Source organism: Variovorax jilinensis (assembly GCF_030316885.1).
GTDB classification, from domain to species: Bacteria; Pseudomonadota; Gammaproteobacteria; order Burkholderiales; family Burkholderiaceae_C; genus Variovorax; species Variovorax jilinensis.
Genome location: NZ_JASZYQ010000003.1, coordinates 489,695 through 510,672, shown reverse-complemented (window position 1 = coordinate 510,672; position 20,978 = coordinate 489,695). Strand labels below are relative to the sequence as shown.

The 20,978-nt window shown below is 68.7% G+C and carries 23 protein-coding genes and 1 other RNA gene; 14 read left to right on the top strand and 10 right to left on the bottom strand.

Annotated elements, in window-relative coordinates:
* Positions 1 to 14: 14 nt before the first annotated feature.
* The gene (locus QTH87_RS13930) at positions 15 to 1,754 is read right to left on the bottom strand and encodes a hypothetical protein (RefSeq protein ID WP_286609789.1); all 1,740 of its coding nucleotides are present in this window, start codon (positions 1,752 to 1,754) and stop codon (positions 15 to 17) included.
* An 87-nt stretch (positions 1,755 to 1,841) separates the two neighbouring features.
* On the bottom strand, positions 1,842 to 2,111 hold the full coding sequence (locus QTH87_RS13925; RefSeq protein ID WP_158722485.1) for a type B 50S ribosomal protein L31: 270 nt from the start codon (positions 2,109 to 2,111) through the stop codon (positions 1,842 to 1,844).
* Positions 2,112 to 2,235: 124 nt separating this feature from the next.
* Between QTH87_RS13925 and QTH87_RS13920 the strand changes: the two genes are divergently transcribed.
* Complete coding sequence (locus QTH87_RS13920; protein ID WP_286609788.1) at positions 2,236 to 3,297, top strand: oxidoreductase; 1,062 nt, start codon at positions 2,236 to 2,238, stop codon at positions 3,295 to 3,297.
* 132 nt (positions 3,298 to 3,429) lie between these two features.
* Here QTH87_RS13920 and rho read toward each other — a convergent pair whose 3' ends face one another.
* Together rho and trxA are read right to left on the bottom strand one after the other, a co-directional pair.
* The gene (rho, locus tag QTH87_RS13915) at positions 3,430 to 4,695 is read right to left on the bottom strand and encodes a transcription termination factor Rho (RefSeq protein ID WP_286609786.1); all 1,266 of its coding nucleotides are present in this window, start codon (positions 4,693 to 4,695) and stop codon (positions 3,430 to 3,432) included.
* Between the two features lie 182 nt (positions 4,696 to 4,877).
* The gene (trxA, locus tag QTH87_RS13910) at positions 4,878 to 5,210 is read right to left on the bottom strand and encodes a thioredoxin TrxA (RefSeq protein ID WP_286563654.1); all 333 of its coding nucleotides are present in this window, start codon (positions 5,208 to 5,210) and stop codon (positions 4,878 to 4,880) included.
* A gap of 144 nt (positions 5,211 to 5,354) precedes the next feature.
* Here trxA and QTH87_RS13905 point away from each other — a divergent pair, with 144 nt between their 5' ends.
* The 4 genes from QTH87_RS13905 to QTH87_RS13890 are packed head-to-tail and all read left to right on the top strand — an operon-like array spanning position 5,355 to position 7,887.
* A complete protein-coding gene (locus tag QTH87_RS13905) occupies positions 5,355 to 6,590 on the top strand; it encodes a TIGR03862 family flavoprotein (protein ID WP_286609784.1) in 1,236 nt (411 codons plus the stop codon).
* A 48-nt stretch (positions 6,591 to 6,638) separates the two neighbouring features.
* Entirely contained in the window at positions 6,639 to 7,019 is a 381-nt protein-coding gene (locus QTH87_RS13900) for a hypothetical protein (protein ID WP_286609783.1), read from the top strand.
* On the top strand, positions 7,016 to 7,411 hold the full coding sequence (locus tag QTH87_RS13895) for a hypothetical protein (RefSeq protein WP_286609781.1): 396 nt from the start codon (positions 7,016 to 7,018) through the stop codon (positions 7,409 to 7,411). The genes QTH87_RS13900 and QTH87_RS13895 overlap by 4 nt, the downstream gene beginning before the upstream one ends.
* A 23-nt stretch (positions 7,412 to 7,434) precedes the next feature.
* A complete protein-coding gene (locus QTH87_RS13890; RefSeq protein ID WP_286609779.1) occupies positions 7,435 to 7,887 on the top strand; it encodes a hypothetical protein in 453 nt (150 codons plus the stop codon).
* Positions 7,888 to 7,917: 30 nt separating this feature from the next.
* Here the strand turns inward: QTH87_RS13890 and ffs are convergent.
* An RNA gene (gene ffs, locus QTH87_RS13885) (signal recognition particle sRNA small type) lies at positions 7,918 to 8,014 on the bottom strand.
* A gap of 38 nt (positions 8,015 to 8,052) precedes the next feature.
* Positions 8,053 to 9,174 (bottom strand): M12 family metallopeptidase, encoded by a 1,122-nt coding sequence (locus QTH87_RS13880; protein ID WP_286609777.1) that lies wholly within the window; start codon positions 9,172 to 9,174, stop codon positions 8,053 to 8,055.
* 116 nt (positions 9,175 to 9,290) lie between these two features.
* Between QTH87_RS13880 and dnaX the strand changes: the two genes are divergently transcribed.
* The 7 genes from dnaX (at position 9,291) to QTH87_RS13845 (ending at position 15,453) form a co-directional block, all read left to right on the top strand.
* On the top strand, positions 9,291 to 11,165 hold the full coding sequence (dnaX, locus tag QTH87_RS13875; RefSeq protein WP_286609776.1) for a DNA polymerase III subunit gamma/tau: 1,875 nt from the start codon (positions 9,291 to 9,293) through the stop codon (positions 11,163 to 11,165).
* 74 nt (positions 11,166 to 11,239) lie between these two features.
* Positions 11,240 to 11,572 carry a YbaB/EbfC family nucleoid-associated protein gene (locus QTH87_RS13870; protein ID WP_012747441.1) on the top strand — a complete coding sequence of 111 codons (333 nt, stop codon included), beginning with the start codon at positions 11,240 to 11,242 and terminating at the stop codon, positions 11,570 to 11,572.
* 17 nt (positions 11,573 to 11,589) lie between these two features.
* Entirely contained in the window at positions 11,590 to 12,180 is a 591-nt protein-coding gene (recR, locus tag QTH87_RS13865; RefSeq protein WP_286609774.1) for a recombination mediator RecR, read from the top strand.
* A gap of 34 nt (positions 12,181 to 12,214) precedes the next feature.
* On the top strand, positions 12,215 to 12,607 hold the full coding sequence (locus QTH87_RS13860; RefSeq protein WP_286609773.1) for an MAPEG family protein: 393 nt from the start codon (positions 12,215 to 12,217) through the stop codon (positions 12,605 to 12,607).
* Between the two features lie 108 nt (positions 12,608 to 12,715).
* Positions 12,716 to 13,750: an ABC transporter substrate-binding protein gene (locus QTH87_RS13855; protein ID WP_286609771.1), complete on the top strand. Its 1,035-nt coding sequence runs from the start codon at positions 12,716 to 12,718 to the stop codon at positions 13,748 to 13,750.
* Positions 13,751 to 13,800: 50 nt separating this feature from the next.
* Positions 13,801 to 14,616 (top strand): ABC transporter ATP-binding protein, encoded by an 816-nt coding sequence (locus QTH87_RS13850; protein WP_286609770.1) that lies wholly within the window; start codon positions 13,801 to 13,803, stop codon positions 14,614 to 14,616.
* Between the two features lie 3 nt (positions 14,617 to 14,619).
* Positions 14,620 to 15,453, top strand: a complete 834-nt coding sequence (locus QTH87_RS13845; protein WP_286609768.1) for an ABC transporter permease — start codon at positions 14,620 to 14,622, stop codon at positions 15,451 to 15,453.
* A gap of 30 nt (positions 15,454 to 15,483) precedes the next feature.
* Here the strand turns inward: QTH87_RS13845 and QTH87_RS13840 are convergent, their stop codons facing one another.
* Entirely contained in the window at positions 15,484 to 17,079 is a 1,596-nt protein-coding gene (locus tag QTH87_RS13840) for a transglycosylase SLT domain-containing protein (protein WP_286609766.1), read from the bottom strand.
* Positions 17,076 to 17,873 carry a hydroxyacylglutathione hydrolase gene (gloB, locus tag QTH87_RS13835; protein ID WP_286609764.1) on the bottom strand — a complete coding sequence of 266 codons (798 nt, stop codon included), beginning with the start codon at positions 17,871 to 17,873 and terminating at the stop codon, positions 17,076 to 17,078. The genes QTH87_RS13840 and gloB overlap by 4 nt, the downstream gene beginning before the upstream one ends.
* On the opposite strand from gloB, the gene QTH87_RS13830 reads away from it, so the two are divergent.
* Together QTH87_RS13830 and rnhA are read left to right on the top strand one after the other, a co-directional pair.
* Positions 17,872 to 18,663, top strand: a complete 792-nt coding sequence (locus QTH87_RS13830; protein ID WP_286609762.1) for a class I SAM-dependent methyltransferase — start codon at positions 17,872 to 17,874, stop codon at positions 18,661 to 18,663. The two genes, gloB and QTH87_RS13830, sit on opposite strands and share 2 nt — an antisense overlap.
* Positions 18,660 to 19,109 (top strand): ribonuclease HI, encoded by a 450-nt coding sequence (rnhA, locus tag QTH87_RS13825; RefSeq protein ID WP_286609760.1) that lies wholly within the window; start codon positions 18,660 to 18,662, stop codon positions 19,107 to 19,109. Before QTH87_RS13830 ends, rnhA begins: the two co-directional genes overlap by 4 nt.
* Positions 19,110 to 19,134: 25 nt before the next feature.
* Here the strand turns inward: rnhA and QTH87_RS13820 are convergent, their stop codons facing one another.
* A complete protein-coding gene (locus QTH87_RS13820) occupies positions 19,135 to 19,623 on the bottom strand; it encodes a Crp/Fnr family transcriptional regulator (protein WP_286609758.1) in 489 nt (162 codons plus the stop codon).
* Between the two features lie 34 nt (positions 19,624 to 19,657).
* Positions 19,658 to 20,968, bottom strand: a complete 1,311-nt coding sequence (moeA, locus tag QTH87_RS13815) for a molybdopterin molybdotransferase MoeA (protein ID WP_286609756.1) — start codon at positions 20,966 to 20,968, stop codon at positions 19,658 to 19,660.
* Between the last annotated feature and the right edge of the window lie 10 nt (positions 20,969 to 20,978).

Genomic DNA, 20,978 nt, shown 5'->3' with positions numbered 1-20,978 from the left:
CGCCTGGGGACCGGCTAGCCACCGTTCGGGCGGATCCGCTGGAACAGGAGCAGGTCGTCGCTCGGGCTCGTCGGGCGGCGCAGCGTGCCGATCAGCCGCCAGCCGTCGAGGTTCGCGACGTTGTGCAGCCGTGCGATCGCCTCGGGGCTTACGAGCATCCACGGGCACGAGGCACCGCCGGCGAGCGGCTGCAGGTTGAAGTTGCCGTGGTGGCGCAGCGCCGCGATGTGCGGCCGGCTCAGCGCCAGCTCGGAGATGCATTCGGGCTGGCCCACCTTGTCGGCGATGGCGCGTACCTGCGGGATGTAGCTGCGCGCGTAGTCGAGCAGCGGCATCCAGAGCGTCATGAGCAGCATCCAGCAGAGCGCGGCGCCGCCGGCCGGCAGCACCAGGGTCTTCCAGAGCGCCGCGCGATGGCGGCCGGTGCGCCACCGCACGAGCCAGGCCCAGGCCAGCGTGGCGATCAGCGCGAAGACGAAGGCGATGGCGGAGAAGTGCGGCTCGAAGCCCGGCGCCAGCTTGGCCACGTTGGCCGCCGGCTTGGCAGGCACACCGGTCAGCATGGCGATCCACATGACCCAGATGATGATCGCCAGGCCGGTGAAGAACAGCAACGTGAACCAGTCGATCAATGCCGACACGCTGCGCCGCAAGGTCGGCAGCGCGAAGGCGGCCAGCGTGGCGAAGGCCGGCAGCCCGAGCAGCAGCGATCGATCGGAGAAATCGGTGGTCCAGGTCGCGAGCAGCGGCATCAGGCCGAACCACAGCGGCAGTGCGACGTGCCGCGCCAGCAGCTGCCGGCGCCAGCGCCACAGCGTCCAGCAGGCCAGAGGCCAGGTCGGCCAGGTGAACCACAGCAGCAGCTTGGCCTGGCTGCGCAATTCGGAGATCAGGCGCTGGTTGGGGTCGGCACCGGGCCATTCGATCTTCCACTCGAAGAGGCCGAGCGCGACCGCGAGCCCGGCCGCCAGCAGCGTCGCGCCGAGCACCGCACCGATTGCGCCGGCGCTGTAGGTGGGCTCGGCCTCGGAGTCCGCGTCGCCGCGGCTGCGCCGGTATTCCGAGGCCAGCACCAGGACGCAGCCCAGGCCGAGCCCGAGCGCGACCGAGGGCGCGCCGGACAGCGCCATGCCGAGGCTGCCGATCACGAGCGCGACGAAGGCGCTGATGCGGTGGTAGGGCAGGGCCGCGACGCCGTAGAAGAGCTGCGCCGCGAAGAACAGCTGGGCCAGCGCGGGCGTGGTCTCGTGGCCGAGCTGGGCCAGGCCGAGCGAGGCGATGAGCGCAAGCACTGCACCGTCGGCGATCGCGCGCGCATAGTCGGTCGGCCGGGCCTCGCCGCCGAAGGCGAAGGCCACGGGCTGCGCGCGCGGGGTTCGCGCCAGGTAGTAGGCGGCGTACCAGGTGGCGGTGAAGGTTCCCCACAGCAGCAGCGCGAAGGCGATGCGAACCGCGAGGTCGGGGTTGATCCAGGACGGCGCGATCTTGATCGCCCAGGCGCCGATCCAGTAGGGCAGCAGGGCGGGCGTCTCGGGCCGCCAGCCGAGCAGCATCGGGTCGAACCAGCGTGCGATGCCGCCGCCGCCCTTGGCGAGTTCGGCCATGAAGCCGAAGGCCGCGATGTCGGCCGACTTCCAGGGCCCGCGGCCAAGCAGGCCGGGCATCAGGTAGGCCGCGCACAGCAGCAGCAACGCGACCCGCGGCAGGCGGCGCACGGCGCTCTGGGCAACGATCGCGGGCGTCGGCTGGTTCAAGGGTCGGATTCGATGCGGGGGGTCGGGAAGATGAAAAAAGGGCAGCGCGGTAAACCGGGCTGCCCTCGACGCGGAAGCGCCCGCCAGTTACTTGGAGGCGGCGCCGGTGGTCTTGCCGAAGCGGTTGCGGAACTTCTCGACGCGGCCACCCATGTTGTCGACCGACTTTTGCGTGCCGGTGTAGAAGGGGTGCGACTCGCTCGAGGTGTCGAGCTTGAAGAGGGGCAGCTCGCGGCCGTCGTCGGTCTTGCCCATTTCCTTGGTGTTCGCGCACGAACGGGTCACGAACTTGAAGCCGTTGGACAGGTCGACGAACAGGACTTCGCGGTAGTTGGGGTGAATGCCTTCTTTGGCCATGATCAAATTCCTTTGTGGTCGGTGCGAGAGCCACTAGTCGGGACCGGACGTCCACGTGAGCACTTTTCGCTAAGCCCGCAATTATCGCATACTGGGCCATCGAAGCGCCAGAGGGCCGTCCACCATGCCATCTTCCATCCTGCGCGCCGGCCTGGTCGGCTACGGCTTTGCCGGCCAGACCTTCCATGCGCCGGTGCTGTCGACCGTGCCCGGCCTCGAACTCGCCGCCGTCGCGAGCTCGCAACCGGCCAAGGTCCATGCCGACTGGCCGGGCGTCGACGTGGTGCCCGATGTCGACCGATTGTTGCGCAGAAGCGACATCGATCTCGTCGTCGTTGCCACGCCCAATGCCCAGCATCATCCGATCGCCAGGCTCGCGCTCGAGGCCGGCAAGCACGTGGTGGTCGACAAGCCGTTCACGCTCGATGCCGCCCAGGCGCGCGAGTTGGCGGCACTTGCCGCGGGCCGGGGCAGAGTGCTGTCGGTCTATCAGAACCGGCGCTTCGACGCCGACTTCCTCACCCTGCGCGACCTGCTGGCGCGCGGCGAACTCGGCCGCCCGGTGTTCCTCGAGTCGCATTTCGACCGCTTCCGGCCGCAGGTGCGCGAGCGCTGGCGCGAGCAGCCAGTGCCTGGGGCAGGGCTCTGGGTGGACCTGGGCGCGCATCTCGTCGACCAGGCCGTGCAGCTGTTCGGCCGGCCCGACACGCTGCAGCTCGACACCGCGGCCCTGCGCGACCAGGCAGTGGTCGAGGACTACTTCCACGCCGTGCTTCGCTACGAGAGCGGCCCCCACGCACCGCTGCGCGTGCTGCTGCACGCCACCACGCTGGCTGCCTTCGGCGCGCCGCGCTACATCGTGCACGGCACGCGCGGCAGCTACGTCAAGCGCGGCGTCGATCCGCAGGAGGACGCATTGCGCGCCGGACAGCGGCCGTCGGCCGCGGGTTGGGGCATCGATCCGCTCGACGGCGAACTCACGCTGGTCGGCAGCGACGGGGTACCGCACGCCAGCGCCTTGCCGACGCGGCCCGGCAACTACGTCGACTACTACGCCGCGGTGCGCGATGCGATCCTGGGGAAGGGCCCGAATCCGGTGACACCGGAGCAGGCGGTCGAGCTGATGGAACTGCTCGACCTGGGGCGCCAGAGCGCGGCGGAAGGCCGGGCCCTCGGCGCGAACTGACCTGGTGCTCGAGACGGGAGGCAGCTTCCGTCGCGAGCGCTCCGAGGTCGGGGCGAGCAGCGCAGCCGTACGTCGGTACGGCGAGCAGCGCAGGCCCGAGATCGGACCGCGCAGCAGGAAGATGCGCCCGTCTCAGCCGCCGCGACGCATCATGTCGAAGAACTCGACATTGGTCTTGGTCGCCTTCATGTTCTTGAGCATCAGCTCCATCGACTCGATCTCGTCCATGTTGTACATGAGCTGGCGCAGGATGCGGGTCTTCTGCAGGATCTCGGGTGCCAGCAGCAGTTCCTCGCGACGCGTGCCGCTGCGGTTGAGCTGGATCGAGGGGAACACGCGCTTTTCGTAGAGGCGGCGGTCGAGGTGGATCTCGGAGTTGCCGGTGCCCTTGAACTCTTCGAAGATCACTTCGTCCATGCGGCTGCCGGTGTCGATCAGCGCGGTGCCGATGATGGTCAGCGAGCCGCCTTCCTCGACATTGCGCGCCGCGCCCAGGAAGCGCTTGGGGCGCTGGAGCGCGTTGGAATCGACGCCGCCGGTCAGCACCTTGCCCGAGGAGGGCACGACGTTGTTGTAGGCGCGGGCCAGTCGGGTGATCGAGTCGAGCAGGATCACCACGTCCTTCTTGAGCTCCACCAGGCGCTTGGCGCGCTCGATCACCATCTCCGCCACGTGCACGTGGCGCGCTGCGGGCTCGTCGAAGGTCGAGGCAATGACCTCGCCCTTCACGGTGCGCTGCATCTCGGTCACTTCCTCGGGGCGCTCGTCGACGAGCAGCACCATCATGTGCACCTCGGGGTAGTTGGCGCTGATGGCGTGGGCGATGTGCTGCATCATCACCGTCTTGCCGCTCTTGGGCGGTGCCACGAGCAGGGCGCGCTGGCCTTTGCCGATGGGCGCGATGATGTCGATGATCCGGCCCGTGATGTTCTCTTCGCCCTTGACGCCGTCGCGCTCGAGCTTCATCTGCTCCTTGGGGAACAGCGGGGTCAGGTTCTCGAACATGACCTTGTGCTTGTTGTTCTCGGGCAGTCCGTCGTTGACCTTGTCGAGCTTGGTCAGCGCGAAGTAGCGCTCGCCGTCCTTGGGCGTACGCACCTCGCCCTCGATCATGTCGCCGGTGTGCAGGTTGAAGCGGCGCACCTGGCTCGGCGAGATGTAGATGTCGTCGGTGCTGGCCGTGAAGCTGGTGTCGGGGCTGCGCAGGAAGCCGAAGCCGTCCGGCAGGATCTCGAGCACGCCGTCGGCGAAGACCTGTTCGCCGGCCTTCGCGCGCTTCTTGATGATCGCGAACATCAGCTCCTGCTTGCGCATGCGGCCGACGTTTTCGATCTCGAGCGCTTCGGCCTGCTTGAGGACTTCGGACACGTGAAGTGCCTTGAGTTCGTTTAAGTGCATGGAATGACCCCTTGCGGGGAAATCGGTCTGGAACCTGGAGGGGGAGGTTTGAGGAGAGGCGAGAGATGCCTCACAAACCGGTGAACTCGAACCGGGAACCTGAAAGGGCCGGTGATCTGCGGGAGATTATGACAGGAAAATCAGCGGCTGCCGGCGCGTTGCGCGCGGGCAGCCGGGAAAGCTCAGGCGAGTTGCTGATCGATGAAGGCGGTGAGCTGGGCCTTGCTCATGGCGCCGACCTTGGTGGCGGCGAGCTGGCCGTCCTTGAACAGCATCAGCGTGGGGATGCCGCGGATGCCGAACTTGGCCGGGATGTCGCGGTTCTCGTCGACGTTCATCTTGGCGATCTGGAGCTTGCCTTCGTAGGTGGTCGAGACTTCGTCCAGGATCGGCGCGATCATCTTGCAGGGGCCGCACCATTCGGCCCAGTAGTCGACCAGCACGGGTTTGCCGGACTTGAGCACGTCGGCCTCGAAGGAGGAATCGGAGATGTGTTTGATGAGGTCGCTGGCCATGGGGTTTTTCCTTCTGCGCGGATGAGTTTCGGTGCAGCCAAAGTGCGGGTCATTGTGACAGAAACCAAGTAGCGGGGTCGTCGATGGCAAGGCTATGGCATCGATAGCCAAAGGCCGTGCCGCCGGAGCGGTGACACTCGGCGCATGAATCAAGAAATGAAAGTCGCGGTGGTCGGCGGCGGCCCTGCGGGACTGATGGCTGCCGAGACGCTCGCGCTCGCGGGCGTCCAGGTCCATGTCTACGATGCCATGCCCTCGGTGGGCCGCAAGTTCCTGCTGGCGGGGCGCGGCGGATTGAACCTCACGCATTCGGAACCCTTCGACATCTTCAAGGGCCGCTTCGGCGAGCGCAGCGGAGTGCTCGAGCCGCTCCTGCGCGGCTTCGGGCCCGATGCGCTCCGGGCCTGGGCCCATGGGCTCGGCATCGAGACCTTCGTCGGCACTTCGGGCCGGGTCTTTCCGAAGGACATGAAGGCGGCGCCGCTGCTGCGCGCCTGGCTGCATCGGCTGCGGCAGGCCGGCGTGCGTTTTCACATGCGCCATCGCTGGCTCGGCTGGCCCGATGCATCGATGCCGGCCACCACGCTGCACTTCGCGACGCCGGACGGCGAGGTCGACATCGCCCACGATGCCGTGCTGCTGGCGCTCGGCGGCGCGAGCTGGTCGCGGCTCGGCTCCGATGGCGCCTGGACGCCCTGGCTGGCGGAGCGCGGCGTCGAGATCGCGCCGCTGCTGCCGGCCAACTGCGGTTTCGACCTGTCGTGGACGCCGCACTTTCGCGAGCGCTTCGCGGGCGTGCCGTTCAAGTCGGTGGCGATCTCGGTGCATGACTCGCAGGGCCGCAGCTTCGCGCGCAAGGGCGAGTTCGTGGCCACGGCCACCGGCATCGAGGGCAGCCTCGTGTATGCCGCTTCGGCGCTGCTGCGCGACGAGATCGCGGCCCACGGCAGCGCCACTTTGCGGCTCGACCTCCTGCCCGACCGCAGCGTCGACCAGGTGCGTGCCGCAGTGCTGCATCCGCGCGGCGCGCGTTCGCTTGCCAGCCACCTCAAGAGTCGCCTGGGCCTCGAGGGCATCAAGGCCGGCGTGCTGCACGAGGTGCTCACGCGCGAGGAGATGCACGACCCCGACAAGCTGGCGGCCACCATCAAGGCCGTGCCGCTGCGCCTGCTGGCCACGCGTCCGATCGACGAGGCGATCAGCACGGCCGGCGGCGTGCGCTTCGATGCGCTCGACGAATCGCTGATGGCCACTGCCTTGCCCGGCGTCCATTTCGCGGGGGAGATGCTCGATTGGGAGGCGCCTACGGGGGGCTACCTGCTGACCGCATCGATGGCCTGTGGCGTTGCTGCAGCACGCGGCGTTCTTTCCGCACGCTAGGTCTTTCGCCTTAAGGCTGGCCTCAGCAAGGCCGGCGAAGCTCGGGGCATGCGCTGTGCAACGAGCCTCTTTTCCATCGCCACCACGTCCGATACGGACGCGGTGGCGTCGACGCTGTCCGGAATCCCGGCCAGCTTCGATGGCGAGCAGGCCGCGCTGATCCGCGAACTTCGCTGCCTGCAGCGAAAGGTGCCCGCCGGCGCTGCGCTGTTGCTCGACGCATGGACGCCCCACCGCTTCTCGCCGCCGCAGGCGGAGTGCGTCGCTCAGCTGCTCGCGCTCGATCCGCATGACTTCCAGGCCACGCTGGCCGACGCGATGCATCCCCTCGCCGCAGGCGGCAGTGCAGCAGCCCGTCCGGACGATCCATCGGCGTGGCCTGCCGCACGCGGCGTCGATCGCCACTTTCACTCCAAGACCCTCGCATGAACTCGAACCTTCCGAATGCCGCCGCTGCAAAGCTGGCCGGCGAAGCCGCCGCGCGCGCCGCATCCCTGGACCCCGAAACCGTCGCCGCCTGCCAGCGCGCCGCGCGTGCCCTCAGCGCGCACCTGGCCGCCTCGGGCGAGCAGCCCCTGAGCCATGCACAGCTCAACCTGATCCGGGCCCTGCATCTGGCCGCGGTGTCGGCGCCGCAACCCGCAGGCGATGCCAAGCGCGTGCTGGGCATGGTCGCGACCTTCTTCACGCCGCTGCAGCTCGACTTCGCCATCGAACTGATGGCCGAGGCGCTCGAGGGCCAGGACGACGAGGCCTGGGCGATCGCGGACGAACTCGAACGCATCGCGATCGAAGCCCGTTCCAAAGCCGACCGGGGCTGAGCGCGCAGGCCTGGGGACCGGTCATGTTCGACAAGCTCCTGGCCTGGGCCGCCCCCTGGAAGCAGCCCAGCATGCCGCGCACGCCGCTGGCGCCGATCTGCATCGATTCGCAATGGGAAACGGGTTTTGCCTCACGGCCGCGCATCCGCGTACTTCCCTACCGAGGGAAGGTCTGGCTGCCCGTGTCGGACGTGCATGACGCGTTGCAGCCTTCGGCCGACGAACTGGCGCGCGGCAGGCGGCAGGGCATTGCCATCGACACGAGTCCGCCGCTCACGAGGACCTTGCCCGTGGCGCGCATCGCGGACGGCGCCGTGGCCGGACCGCACGAGAACCTGAACTGCGTCCGCCTTTCACACGTGGTCGTGCTCGGCGCCTCGTGGGGCTGCGAGGCGAGGGCGCGCTACCTGCGTCATTACCTGTCGCTGGCGCTCGCGGATGGCGTGGGGGATGATGGGCAGCGTGGCGCCCATTGATAGGGCGCCACGTGCGTTCTTCGTTGTGAGGTTGACGAGCCTTACCCCCGGCACTGACTACGCAGTTAGGGCTGCTTGGTTCCCCACCTGACCCGGTTGGCCACTTCACCATGCGGGGAGGCCCGTCAGTGGAGGATTGTAGGCGAGAGCGGGCGACCCTTCGCGTCACCAGACCATCAACGAGGTTTCGAGCGCTGCGTCGGCGTAGTAGAGGCGCACCCCGACCTGGTAGCGACGCCCCTTCTGCAGACGCATGCTGACCTTGGCGTTGAGGTCGGTGCCGCTGTCGTCGGCGCCCGCGATCTGCACGTTGCCGGCGGGCGTGACCTCGAACAGAACCAGCACCGTGTCCGAGGTCCCGAAGGTGCCGATGTTGTAGGTGCGCGTGCGGGTCGGCTTGAACTCGAAGCTGCGCGTCTCGCCGGCCTTGAGCTTCAGCAGTTGCGACAGTCCGACCTTGAGCGTGGCCATGGCCGGCGCCTTGGCACCCGGATACGCCTCCACCACCCAGGACTTGTCGGCATTCGACAGCCCGCCCTTGGGCGCCAGCCCGGCCTTGTATTTTTCGGGTGCGGTGATGAGGCCGGCGTCGAACTGGTATTCCATGACCGAATCCGGATCCCAGGTCGTGCCCTTGATCTCCGAAACCGGGATCTTGCGCAGGATGTTCCACTCGATCTGTGAATCCTCCCAGTTGTTGGGCGGACCCCTGAAGTAGCTCAGCACGGCCTCGCGGTTCCAGGTGATGCCGGCATTCGGGTTCTGGTGCTCGTGCTCGAGGCCCAGGGTATGGCCGATCTCGTGCAGCGCGGTGTCGTGGCCGTAGGCCGTGGTCAGCGCCCAGCCGAAATTCATGGTGCGCTCGTGCGACGAGCGGGTGAGCAGCACGTCGCGCCCCACGTACGACCACGAGCCGTCCTGCGGATCGAAGCCGATGCGCACCATGGCGTCCTCGGGCACATCCACGCGCCGGAACGTGATGCCGATGCCGAGCTTGGCCCAGGCCTCGAACGAACTGTCCACCACGCCGATGTCCGCGCTGCTGCCATGCCATGCGGCCGGCACCGAATCGCCGCGCTTGAAGCAGTAGTAGGTGAGTTGCGTGCCGATCACCCATTTCTTGCCCGAGGCGATGATGGCACGCGCGCGGCCGGCGGCGACGCCGACCTCGAAGTGGCGTGGCTGCTGGATCGGCTGCGAGCAATAGCGCCGCGGACTTGCGGCCTCGGCGCTGCGGGATTTGCGGGCCGCGGCCGAAGCGGCCGTCTTGCGGGGAGCGGTGGACATGTCGATCTCCTCGGGAAGCCTTTTTTTCCATGCTAGGCGCGCAGGGCGCGAAAGCCATCTGCAAGATGGCCTAGTGCGGTGCCGGGGCGCTTCGCGGCTCGACCTAAAATGCGCCGATGGCCTATCTCGTGCTCGCTCGCAAACACCGCCCCAAGACCTTCAGCGAGATGGTGGGCCAGGAGCACGTCGTCCAGGCGCTGACCAATGCGCTCACCTCGCAGCGGCTGCACCACGCCTACCTGTTCACGGGCACGCGCGGCGTCGGCAAGACCACGGTCTCGCGCATCCTCGCCAAGTCGCTCAATTGCCAGGGTGCCGACGGTCAGGGCGGCATCACCGCCACGCCTTGCGGCATATGCCAGGCGTGCAAGGACATCGACAGCGGTCGCTTCGTCGACTACACAGAACTCGACGCGGCCTCGAACCGCGGCGTCGACGAGGTCCAGGCGCTGCTCGAGCAGGCGGTCTACAAGCCTGTGCAGGGCCGCTTCAAGGTCTTCATGATCGACGAAGTTCACATGCTTACCGGCCATGCCTTCAACGCCATGCTCAAGACGCTGGAGGAGCCGCCCGAATATCTCAAGTTCGTGCTGGCCACCACCGATCCGCAGAAGGTGCCGGTCACCGTGCTGTCGCGCTGCCTGCAGTTCAACCTGCGGCCGATGGCGCCCGAGACCGTGCTCGAGCATCTCGTGCAGGTGCTGCAGACCGAGGCCGTTCCGGCTGAGCCCCGCGCGCTGAGCCTGATCGCGCGCGCCGCCCGCGGCTCGATGCGCGATGCACTCTCGCTGACCGATCAGGCGATCGCCTTCGGCAACGGCGAACTGCTCGAGACCGGTGTGCGCCAGATGCTCGGTAGCGTCGATCGCGGCCATGTGTTCCGCCTGATCGAGGCGCTTGCGCAGGGCGACGGCAAGACCGTCGTCGAGACCTCCGAAGGCTTGCGCCGCGACGGACTTTCGGCCGCCTCCACGCTCGAGGAGATGAGCACCGTGCTGCAGGCCATGGCCGTGCTGCAGGCCGTGCCCGCCCGCGCCGAGGCGCGCGATGCCGCCGATCCCGACGCGGCCGAGACCGTGCGCCTCGCCGCGCTGCTGCCGGCCGACGAGACGCAGCTGCTCTACAGCCTGTGCCTGCATGGCCGCGGCGAACTGGGCCTGGCGCCCGACGAGTACGCGGCGCTCACGATGGTGCTGCTGCGACTGCTGGCCTTCAAGCCGGCCGGCGCGGCCATCGCGGAAAAAAAAACTCTGATTGAAACCCCGGCCGCGGCGCCGCGCGCGATCGCATCGCCCGCCGCGACGACGACCGAGGCGCCGACGCCCCGGCCGATGTCGACCGAGACCGCGACCGAGATCGCGACCGCGGCCGGCGCGCCGGGCGCCCCCGAGCCGGAGCGCCAGCCCGTCGCCGCCAGGCCACCGGGCCAGCGCCTGTCGGTGGTCGACACGCCTTCGATGCGCGACGCTGCTGCCGCCCCGCGTCCCGCGGCGGGCGACGTGCCCGCATCGGCATCCGCGCCCCTGATGGCGATGCCCGTGCGCATGCAGCCGCCCCCGGGCGCGCGCGAAGGCGAGGCGCGTGCGCCCGCGGCCCCGATCCCGCCCAGCGAGGAGGGCGACTTCTGGCATGCCACCGTGACGCAGATGGTGGTGGCCGAGGCGATCAACGCGCTGGCGCGCGAGCTGGCGCTGCAGTCGCAGCTGGTGGCGCGCGATGTCGACCAGTGGCTGTTGCGCGTCGAGCGCGAGTCGCTCAACCAGACCAGCAGCCGCGAGAAGCTGCAGGGTGCGCTCGCCGCGATGGGCCATGGCATCCGGATCGCGATCGAGATCGGCCCGGTGGTCGACAGCCCGGCGCGCCGCAACCGGCAGGCCGCAGAAGAACGCCAGCGCGTGGCCGAGGAAGCGATCCGCAGCGACCCCGACGTGCAGGCGATGATGCGCGACTGGGACGCGAAGATCGTGCCGGGGACCCTGCGCCCCGCGTGAGACCTTGCGCGGCCTCCAACTGTCCAGACACACCCTCAACTCTTTTTCAAACCAACGATTCGACAGGACTCACTATGTTCAACAAAGGACAACTGGCCGGCCTCATGAAGCAGGCGCAAGCCATGCAGGACAACCTCAAGAAGGCGCAGGAAGAACTGGCCACCATCGAGGTCGAGGGCGAATCGGGCGCCGGCCTGGTCAAGGTCGTGATGACCTGCAAGCACGACGTCAAGCGCATCACGATCGATCCCAGCCTGCTGGCCGACGACAAGGACATGCTCGAGGACCTGGTGGCTGCAGCCTTCAACGCCGCCGTGCGCAAGGCCGAGGAGACCAGCGAGCAGAAGATGGGCAAGCTGACGGCCGGCATGCCCGGCCTGCCGCCCGGCATGAAGCTGCCTTTCTGAGCCTGCGCCAGCACCCGATGGCAGATTCGAGCTCGCTCGACGCGCTGGTCGAGGCGCTGCGCCGGCTGCCCGGCGTCGGTGCCAAGTCGGCCTCGCGCATGGCATTCCACCTGCTGCAGCACGACCGCGAAGGCACCCAGATGCTTGCGCGGGCGCTGCAGCAGGCAGCCAGCAACGTGCGTCATTGCGAACGCTGCAACACCTTCACCGAAGGCGCGATCTGCAGCGTGTGCCTCGATGCGAGGCGCGATGCGACCAAGCTCTGCGTGGTCGAGACGCCGGCGGACCAGGCCGCGCTCGAACGCACGGGCGTCTTTCGCGGTTACTACTTCGTGCTGATGGGCAAGCTGAGTCCGCTCGACGGCATCGGACCCAATGACATCGGCCTGGCCAAGCTCTTCGAGCGCGCGCTCGACGGCACGGTGGCCGAGGTGATCCTGGCCACCAACTTCACGGCCGAGGGCGAGGCGACGGCCCACGTGATCGGCGATGCGCTCAAGCAGCGCGGCCTGTCGGTGACGCGGCTCGCGCGCGGCGTGCCGGCCGGCAGCGAGCTCGAATACGTCGACCTCGGCACCATCGCGCATGCACTGGTCGATCGCCGCTGAGCTCCCGAATGAAACCACCTCGTAGACTTGCAGCATGAGCATTCCTCCACTGACCTGGGCCTACTGGTGCGTGCTGGTCGCGGCACTGTTGCCCTATGCGAGCTCCTACATCGCCAAGGCCGGGGCCTTCGGACCTTCGGACAACGCGGCGCCGCGGCAATGGAGCGCGCACCTCGGGGGCTGGCGCGCGCGCGCCAACAGCGCCCAGGCCAACGGCTTCGAGGGGCTGCCCTTCTTCATCGGCGCGGTGATCATCGCGCACCAGCTCGGCGCTGCGCAGCAACGGATCGACCAGCTCGCTATCGCCTACGTGCTGCTTCGCATCGTCTACATCGGCATGTACGTGGCGGGCCGCAGCTCGCTGCGCAGCGCAGTCTGGGCACTCGGCTTCATCGTCAACATCGCGATCCTGTTCGCGGGCCGCTAGGCGCTTCGCGTTACGTGGAAACCCGCACGGGATGTCCCCGATGCAGGGGCAGGGGGCCGCCCCTAAGCTCGATTCGAATCCATCGAATCCAAGCGTCCCAGGCCACCCATGCTCAATCGCAGAACCTTCTCCGTCGCCGCGGCACTGGGCGCCGCCGCCATCGGGGCTCCGCTGGTCCATAGCCAGCCGAAGCTCGAGAAAACCAAGGTATCGATCGCGGTCGGTGGCAAGGCCGCCTTCTACTACCTGCCGCTCACCATCTCCGAGCAGCTCGGCTACTTCAAGTCCGAGGGGCTCGACGTCGAGATCTCCGACTTCGCCGGCGGTGCCCGTGCGCTGCAGGCCGTGGTCGGCGGTTCGGCCGACGTCTGCTCGGGTGCCTTCGAGCACACGATCAACCTGCAGGCCAAGAACCAGTTCTTCCAGTCCTTCGTGCTGCAGGGCCGCGCGCCGCAGATCGCGATCGGCGTGTCGACCAAGAACATGCCCAACTACGCGGGCATCGCCGACCTCAAGGGCAAGAAGATCGGCGTCTCGGCACCCGGCTCGTCGACCAACATGGTGGCCAACCTGGTGCTCTCGCGTGGCGGCGTCAAGGCCAGCGACGTGAGCTTCATCGGCGTCGGCGTCGCGGCCGGCGCGCTGACCGCGCTGCGCTCGGGCCAGATCGACGCGATCAGCAACACCGATCCGGTGATGACCATGCTCGAGCAGAAGGGCGACGTGAAGATCATCAGCGACACGCGCACGCTCAAGGGCACGCAGCAGGTCTTCGGCGGCCTGATGCCGGCAGCCTGCCTGTACGCCTCGGCCGACTTCGTGCAGAAGAATCCCAACACCTGCCAGGCGCTCGCCAACGCGATCGTGCACGGCCTCAAGTGGCTGCAGACCGCGGGTCCGAGCGACATCATCAAGACCGTGCCCGAGACCTACCTGCTCGGCGATCGCGCGCTGTACCTGGCCTCGTTCGACAAGGTGCGCGAATCGATCGCGATCGACGGCCTGGTGCCTGCCGAGGGCCCGAAGACCGCACTCGACGCGATCGTGAGCTTCGATCCCACGGTGAAGGCCGACAAGATCGATCTCGCGAAGCTCTACACCAACGATTTTGCGCGGCGTGCCAAGGACAGGTTCAAAGCCTGACCGCGGCATCCCTGCAACCCGGCTCCGGCCGGGTTTTTTCTTCCGATGACATGGCCGACCACGCCCTCGAACTGATCGACATCCGCTGCACCTTCCGCTCGAAGGACGACCAGAGCCAGCGCTACACCGCGGTGGACCACACCACGCTGCATGTCGCTGCGGGCGAATTCGTCTCGGTGGTCGGCCCCACGGGCTGCGGCAAGTCGACACTGCTCAACATCGGCGCGGGGCTGCTCGCGCCTTCGTCGGGCACGGTGCGGGTGTTCGGCCAGCCGCTTGCGGGCATCAATGCGCGCGCCGGCTACATGTTCCAGAGCGAGGCGCTGATGCCCTGGCGCAGCGCGCTAGACAACGTGATGGTGGGCCTGCAGTACCGCGGCGTGCCCGATGCAGAGGCGAGCGCGCAGGCCGAGGCCTGGCTCGCGCGGGTCGGCCTCGCGGGCTTCGGCGACCGCTATCCGCACCAGCTTTCGGGCGGCATGCGCAAGCGCACGGCGCTGGCCCAGGTGCTGGCGCTCGACCCCGACATCATCCTGATGGACGAGCCCTTCAGCGCGCTCGACATCCAGACGCGGCAGCTGATGGAGAACGAGGTGCTCGCGCTGTGGGCGGCCAAGCGCAAGGCGGTGCTGTTCATCACGCACGACCTCGACGAAGCCATCGCGATGAGCGATCGCGTGGTGGTGCTCTCGGCCGGCCCGGCCACGCATCCGATCGGCGAGTTCGCGATCGACCTGCCGCGCCCGCGCGACGTGGCCGAGGTGCGCACCCATCCGCGCTTCGTGGAACTGCACACGCAGATCTGGAACGTGCTGCGCGACGAAGTGCTCAAGGGCTACGCCCAGCAGCTCCGGAAGGCGGCCTGAGCCATGGCACTGCGTCCCAACCAGGGCAATGCGCGCGTCTGGCAGATCGCCGTGCTGGTGCTGGTGCTGCTCGCCTGGCAGCTGGCATCGCGCAACCAGCAGTTCGCCTTCTTCGTGGGCGAACCCATCCAGGTCGCCGGCCGGCTCTGGAGCTGGTTCATGCCGTTCGCGATCCCGCCCAATCCGCTGTTTCCCGACGGGCTGGCGGGCAATGCCAACATCTACCTGCATCTGGGGACCACGCTGCTCGAGACCCTGCTGGCCTTCGTGATCGGCACCGTGCTGGGCCTGGCCTGCGGGCTCTGGCTCGCGCTGGCGCCGACCGCGAGCCTGATCCTCGATCCCTTCATCAAGGCCGCCAATTCGATGCCGCGCGTGATCCTGGCGCCGATCTTCGCGCTCTGGTTCGGACTCGGCATCTGGAGCAAGGTGGCGCTGGCGGTCACGCTGGTGTTCTTCATCGTGTTCTTCAACGTCTACCAGGGCGTGCGCGAGGTGAGCCCCGTGGTGCTCGCCAATGCGCGCATGCTGGGCGCCAACCAGCGCCAGCTGCTGCGCACCGTGTACCTCCCGAGCGCCACCAGCTGGGTGTTCTCGAGCTTGCACACCTCGGTCGGTCTGGCCTTCGTGGGCGCGGTGGTGGGCGAGTACCTGGGCTCGGCGCGCGGCGTGGGCTACCTGATCCTGCAGGCCGAGGGCACCTTCGACGTCAACACGGTGTTCGCCGGCATCGTGCTGCTCACGGCCTGCGCGCTGGTGCTGGACGCCATCGTCGGCGTGGTCGAGAAGCGGCTCATGAAGTGGCAGCCGCGCAGCGGCGAGACCGAGAAGCTCTAGGCTGCGCGTCAGGCCCGACTCGGGACGCAGTCAGCGCGATTGCTTCGACGGCGTGCCGCCGCGCTTCTCGCGCGCCACCGGCTTGCTGGCGGCCGGCGTCTTGCTGACCTTGGCGGGTGCGGCCTTGCTGCTGTTGGAAGCGCCGCCGCGCGCGGCCTTGCCCGTGGCCTTCGGCGCGACGGGGGCCGTGCTGCGCGGGCCGCCCGCGCCGGAGCCGACGGTCGCCGTGCGCGCTGCGCGCACCGGCAGGTAGACCACCACCTCAAAGCCGCGCTGGAAGGCGTGGGTCGTCTTGACGTCGTTCCATTCGGCGACGCTCGCCGGGCTCAGCCGGTAGCGGCGCGCGATGCTCGCGACGCTGTCGCTGCGGCCGGCCTTGACCACCGTGCGGCGCGTGACGATCTCGGGCTGGAAGCTCAGCTGGCCGGTGTCGGCCACTGCAGCAGCCACGTCTTCCTGCACGCGTGCCGAGCGCGGCACGATCAGGGTGGAGCCGGACTTGATCAGCATGCGCGGCGGCACGTTGTTGATCGCGCGCAGGTCGGCCTCGCTCATGCCCGAGCGCTGCGCGGCGTCGGCCACGGTCATGGTGGAAGTGACGGTCCAGGCGGTCCAGCTCGCGTACTGGCCCTGGGTGTAGGCCTCGAAGTTGCGCTGGAACACCGCCGCGTTGTCCCACGGCAGAAGAATCTCGGGCGTGCCCGCGGCCAGCAGCACCGGCTTGTGGGCCGAAGGATTGAGGGCGCGGAAGTCCTCGATCTGGACGTCGGCCAGCTTGGCCGCCAGTGCCACGTCGAGGTCGCGCTTGAGCACCACGGTCTGGAAGTAGGGATGGTTGGCGATCAGCGGCAGGTCGACGTTGAAGCGCGCCGGATTGGCCACGATGTTCTTGACCGCCTGCAGCTTGGGCACGTAGAGCCGGGTCTCGGCCGGCATGTTGATGTCGCTGTAGGTGGTGGGCAGCCCCAGGCGCTGGTTCCGCGCGATCGCCTTGCCGACGTTGCCCTCGCCCCAGTTGTAGGCGGCCAGCGCGAGCTGCCAGTCGCCGAACATGCCGTAGAGCCGCTGCAGGTAGTCGAGCGCGGCGCGCGTCGAGGCGATCACGTCGCGGCGGTCGTCGCGGAAGATGTTCTGCTTGAGGTCGTAGTCGGTGCCGGTGGCCGGCATGAACTGCCACATGCCGGCGGCGCGCGCGCTCGACACGGCCTGCGGATTGAATGCGCTCTCGATGTAGGGCAGCAGCGCGATCTCGGTCGGCATGTCGCGCCGCTCGAGTTCCTCGACGATATGGAAGATGTAGCGGTTCGAGCGCTCGGTCATGCGCTGGATGTAGTCGGGCCGGCTCGCATACCACTGCTCGCGGTCGCGCACCAGGTCGCTGTCGAGGTCGGGCATCTTGAAGCCGCGGCGGATGCGGTCCCACATGTCGGTGGGCGGTGCCAGCGTGACGACGGGGCGCGACTTGGTGTCGCCCGAGGTGATCGGCTTCAGCGTGCCGGCCGGATAGACCGGCGTCGCGCTCTGCGTCGCAGCGCCCGGAGCGGCGTCGGGCGTGGTGCCGGTGCCGGTCGCGCAACCTGCGAGGAACAGGGTGGCGGCAAGGCAGGCGGTGAGGAGAAATTTCATCGAAACTCGTTTTTCCATTGGCGCAGCGCGGCGAAGACCTCGACCGGCGGTGCCTGTTCGGGCAGGCCGGCGTGGGCCCTGACGGCCCGGCTGACGGAGGCTTCGCGGCTGCGAAGAAAAGGGTTGATACGGCGTTCCGTGCCCAGTTGGGAAGGCAGCGTCGGCTCGCCGTGCGCACGCAAGGCTTCGCAGTGCGCCGTGTACTGAGTGAGGGCGGCGTTGGTCGGTTCCACGCTTTGCGCGAATCGCAGGTTAGCAAGTGTGTATTCGTGGCCGCAGCAGACGCGGGTGTCGTCGGGCAGCGCCGAGAGCGCCTCGAGCGAGTCCAGCATCTGGGCCGGCGTGCCCTCGAACAGGCGCCCGCAGCCACCCGAGAACAGGGTGTCGCCGCAGAACAGCAGCGGCGCGGTGCCGGCGCCTGCGCCATGGGGCGCACCGGTCGGCAGGAAGAAGGCGATGTGGCCGGCCGTGTGGCCAGGAATGTCGATGACCTCGAAGCGAAGGCCCAGCACCTCGGCATGGTCGCCCTGCGCGAGCGGTGTGAAGGGCTCGGGGATGCGCTCGCGCGCCGGGCCGTACACGGTCGCTCCCGTGGCTGCGTGCAGCGCGGCCACGCCGCCGGTGTGATCGGGGTGATGGTGCGTGACTAGAATCGCGGCCAGTTGCAGATTGCCACGTCCGAGTGCGTGGAACACCGGCTGGGCATCCCCCGGGTCGACCACGATCGCGTCGTGCCCGACCTGCAACATCCAGATGTAGTTGTCGGCATAGGCGGGCAGCGGAACGAGGGTCATGAGCGGACAAATTATAGGTTTGCACGATTGGTTCGAGACCGCCCCCGGCCGCTACCTGCTGGCCTGGGAGCAGGCCCAGTTCGACCAGGCCGTGGCCGACATCTTCGGTTATCACGCGCTGCAGCTGGGCCTGACCGAGGTCGAGGGCCTTCGCACCAACCGCATGCCCCACCGCTGGCTGGCGCTGTCCGACCCCGCCCAGGCGCCCCGAAGCACGCTCGTGACCGACTTTTCGGCGCTGCCGTTCCCGGCCAACAGCCTGGACCTGGTGGTGCTCCCGCATGCGCTCGAGCTCAGCCCGGATCCGCACGCGACGCTGCGCGAGGTCGAGCGCGTGCTGGTGCCCGAGGGCCGGATCGTGATCTGCGGCCTGAACCCGGCCAGCCTGTGGGGCATGCGGCAGCGCCGCGCGCATCTCTATCGCCGGCTCGGCTTCGGCGAACTGTTCCTGCCCGAGACGGGCGATTTCATCGGTTACCGGCGCATGCGCGACTGGCTGCGGCTCCTGAGCTTCGAGGTCGAATCGGGCCGCTTCGGCATCTACCGGCCTGCCGTGCACAGCGAGGCCTGGCTGGAGCGCTGCCGCTGGCTCGACCGCGCGGGCGAGCGCTGGTGGCCGATCTTCGGCGCGGTCTATTTCCTGGTGGCGGTGAAGCGGGTGCGCGGGCTGCGCCTCCTGAGCGCCGACTGGCGCCGGGCGGCTTCGCGCGCGAGCGCGCCGGTGCCGATCGCGGGCAAGGTGCACCGCGCGGGCGACAATCGGGTGGATCGAGAAGGAAACGGTTTTTGAACGAAGTACAGATCTACACCGACGGCGCCTGCAAGGGCAATCCCGGACCCGGCGGCTGGGGCGCATGGTTGAAATCCGGCGAGACCGAGAAGGAGCTCTTCGGCGGCGAGCTCAACACCACCAACAACCGCATGGAGCTGCAGGCCGTCATCGAGGGCCTGGGCGCCCTGAAGCGGCCGTGCAAGGTCGTGCTCTACCTCGACAGCCAGTACGTGCGGATGGGCATCACCGAATGGATCCGTGGCTGGAAGGCCAAGGGCTGGCGTACCTCGACCAAGCAGCCCGTGAAGAACGTCGAGCTCTGGCAGCAGCTCGACAAGCTGGTGGCCGAGGGTGGCCACCAGATCGAGTGGCGCTGGGTCAAGGGCCACTCGGGCGACCCGGGCAACGAGCGCGCGGATGCGCTCGCCAACAAGGGCGTCGACCGCGCGCTGGGGCGCATCTAGCCTGGCGCTTGCGCTGCCGGCCCCGCTACGGCTCGACGTGCCCCGGCTCGTCGAGCTGCTCGCCGCGCTGGGCGCGGAACAGCAGGTCGCCCGTGATGCGCAGGCGCCGGCTCATCTCGCGCGCGATGTTCATCTGGATCAGCGCGAACTGCTCGACGTCGTGCTCGTAGAGCCGCAGCAGGTTGTCGGGAAGCAGCTCGATCGCGCGGCAGTCGGTGTCGGCCCGCACCGAGGCACTGCGCGGAAACAGGTCCAGCAGGGCCATCTCGCCGAAGCAGTCGCCGGCGCCCAGGTGGCGCAGCGCGAGCGCGTGCGATTTCCAGCTCTTGAGGATCGTGACCCGGCCGCTCTCGAGCACGAACATGGCGCGCGGCGGATCGCCCTCGCGGAAGAAGTAGTCGCCGCCCGCCACCTCGACCACGGGTGCCGGTTCCAGCAGGAAGGCCAGCGTCTGGGCGTCGATGGCGCCGAAGATCGGCATCTGCTGCATCAATTCGATCCGCATCGATGTCATGCGCTACTCCCTGGGCCTGGGGCGGCAAGCGACCTTACACCACGCCGTCGAACACCATCACGTCGACCGTTTCGCCCGCGGCCACGCTGCCCTGGTCGTGGTGCAGCACCACCAGGCCGTTGGCCTCCACCATCGAACTGAGGACGCCCGAGCCCTGGTTGGGTTCGATGCGCACCTCGGGCAGCGCACCCGCCACCGCGCGCACGCGGCCGCGCTGGTATTCGGTGCGCCCGGGCTTCTTGCGGATCGGCAGGATGCTGGTCGCGCGCAGCAGCGGCGGCGGGGCCGAGCAGACCGCATTGCAGCCCATCATGCGCAGCAGGGCCGGGCGCACGAAGGCCAGGAAGCTCACCATCACGGCCACCGGATTGCCGGGCAGGCCGAACAGCACGGCCGGCGGCCGGCCATCGCCGGGGCGCCCGACCAGGCCGACCGCCAGCGGCCGGCCGGGCCGCATCGCGACGCGCCAGAACGCCATCTCGCCCAGCCGCTGCATGACGGCGCGCGTGTGGTCGGCCTCGCCCGCGCTCACGCCGCCGCTGGTGAGGATGGCGTCGGCTTCGCGCGCGGCGCGCGCCAGCGCGGATTCGAGCGCAGCGGGATCGTCCCGCACCAGGCCGAGGTCGATCACCTCGCAACCCAGCCGGGTGAGCAGCCCGAACACGGTGTAGCGGTTGCTGTCGTAGACCGCGCCTTCGCGCGGCAGCTCGCCCAGGCTCAGGATCTCGTCGCCGGTCGAGAAATAGGCGACGCGCAATCGGCGCAGCACCGGCAGCATGGGCAGCCCGAGGCTCGCGACCATGCCGAGCGCCGCGGGCGACACGAGCTGGCCGCGGCGCAGGGCAGGCTGGCCCTGCATGAGGTCCTCGCCGGCGAAGCGGCGGTTGTCGCCGCGCCGCAGCACGCGCGCCGGAAAGCGCAACTGGTCGCCGTCGCATTCGCACAGTTCCTGCGGCACCACGGTGTCGAGGCCGGCCGGCATCATCGCGCCGGTCATGATGCGCACGGCGTCGCCCGGGTCCGCGCTGCCATGCCAGGGAGCGCCGGCCCTTGCGGTGCCGACCACGCGCAAGACGAGCATGGCATCGTCGGCGGCCTCGAGCAGCGTGCCGTCGAAGGCATAGCCGTCCATGGCCGAGTTGTCGTGCGGCGGCACGCTGACCGGCGAGACGATGTCCTCGGCCAGCACGCGGCCCAGCGCGTCGCGCAGCGCGACGCGTTCGACCGCATCGACCACGGCAGGCTCCACCAGCCGGTCCAGGAAGGCCCGGACGGCGTCGATGCTCAGGTCTTCCGGGTCGTAGCCGCCGGCCAGCGTGGCGGCGATCTGCGCGATGCGGGTCATGTCGACGATC

Excerpts from the sequence above, each read along its gene's own strand:
- QTH87_RS13925 (WP_158722485.1), bottom strand. The coding sequence starts at position 2,111 with ATGGCCAAAGAAGGCATTCACCCCAACTACCGCGAAGTCCTGTTCGTC.
- QTH87_RS13920 (WP_286609788.1), top strand. The coding sequence starts at position 2,236 with ATGCCATCTTCCATCCTGCGCGCCGGCCTGGTCGGCTACGGCTTTGCC.
- rho (WP_286609786.1), bottom strand. The coding sequence starts at position 4,695 with ATGCACTTAAACGAACTCAAGGCACTTCACGTGTCCGAAGTCCTCAAG.
- trxA (WP_286563654.1), bottom strand. The coding sequence starts at position 5,210 with ATGGCCAGCGACCTCATCAAACACATCTCCGATTCCTCCTTCGAGGCC.
- QTH87_RS13905 (WP_286609784.1), top strand. The coding sequence starts at position 5,355 with ATGAATCAAGAAATGAAAGTCGCGGTGGTCGGCGGCGGCCCTGCGGGA.
- QTH87_RS13900 (WP_286609783.1), top strand. The coding sequence starts at position 6,639 with ATGCGCTGTGCAACGAGCCTCTTTTCCATCGCCACCACGTCCGATACG.
- QTH87_RS13895 (WP_286609781.1), top strand. The coding sequence starts at position 7,016 with ATGAACTCGAACCTTCCGAATGCCGCCGCTGCAAAGCTGGCCGGCGAA.
- QTH87_RS13890 (WP_286609779.1), top strand. The coding sequence starts at position 7,435 with ATGTTCGACAAGCTCCTGGCCTGGGCCGCCCCCTGGAAGCAGCCCAGC.
- QTH87_RS13880 (WP_286609777.1), bottom strand. The coding sequence starts at position 9,174 with ATGTCCACCGCTCCCCGCAAGACGGCCGCTTCGGCCGCGGCCCGCAAA.
- dnaX (WP_286609776.1), top strand. The coding sequence starts at position 9,291 with ATGGCCTATCTCGTGCTCGCTCGCAAACACCGCCCCAAGACCTTCAGC.
- QTH87_RS13870 (WP_012747441.1), top strand. The coding sequence starts at position 11,240 with ATGTTCAACAAAGGACAACTGGCCGGCCTCATGAAGCAGGCGCAAGCC.
- recR (WP_286609774.1), top strand. The coding sequence starts at position 11,590 with ATGGCAGATTCGAGCTCGCTCGACGCGCTGGTCGAGGCGCTGCGCCGG.
- QTH87_RS13860 (WP_286609773.1), top strand. The coding sequence starts at position 12,215 with ATGAGCATTCCTCCACTGACCTGGGCCTACTGGTGCGTGCTGGTCGCG.
- QTH87_RS13855 (WP_286609771.1), top strand. The coding sequence starts at position 12,716 with ATGCTCAATCGCAGAACCTTCTCCGTCGCCGCGGCACTGGGCGCCGCC.
- QTH87_RS13850 (WP_286609770.1), top strand. The coding sequence starts at position 13,801 with ATGGCCGACCACGCCCTCGAACTGATCGACATCCGCTGCACCTTCCGC.
- QTH87_RS13845 (WP_286609768.1), top strand. The coding sequence starts at position 14,620 with ATGGCACTGCGTCCCAACCAGGGCAATGCGCGCGTCTGGCAGATCGCC.
- QTH87_RS13840 (WP_286609766.1), bottom strand. The coding sequence starts at position 17,079 with ATGAAATTTCTCCTCACCGCCTGCCTTGCCGCCACCCTGTTCCTCGCA.
- QTH87_RS13830 (WP_286609762.1), top strand. The coding sequence starts at position 17,872 with ATGAGCGGACAAATTATAGGTTTGCACGATTGGTTCGAGACCGCCCCC.
- gloB (WP_286609764.1), bottom strand. The coding sequence starts at position 17,873 with ATGACCCTCGTTCCGCTGCCCGCCTATGCCGACAACTACATCTGGATG.
- QTH87_RS13820 (WP_286609758.1), bottom strand. The coding sequence starts at position 19,623 with ATGACATCGATGCGGATCGAATTGATGCAGCAGATGCCGATCTTCGGC.
- moeA (WP_286609756.1), bottom strand. The coding sequence starts at position 20,968 with ATGACCCGCATCGCGCAGATCGCCGCCACGCTGGCCGGCGGCTACGAC.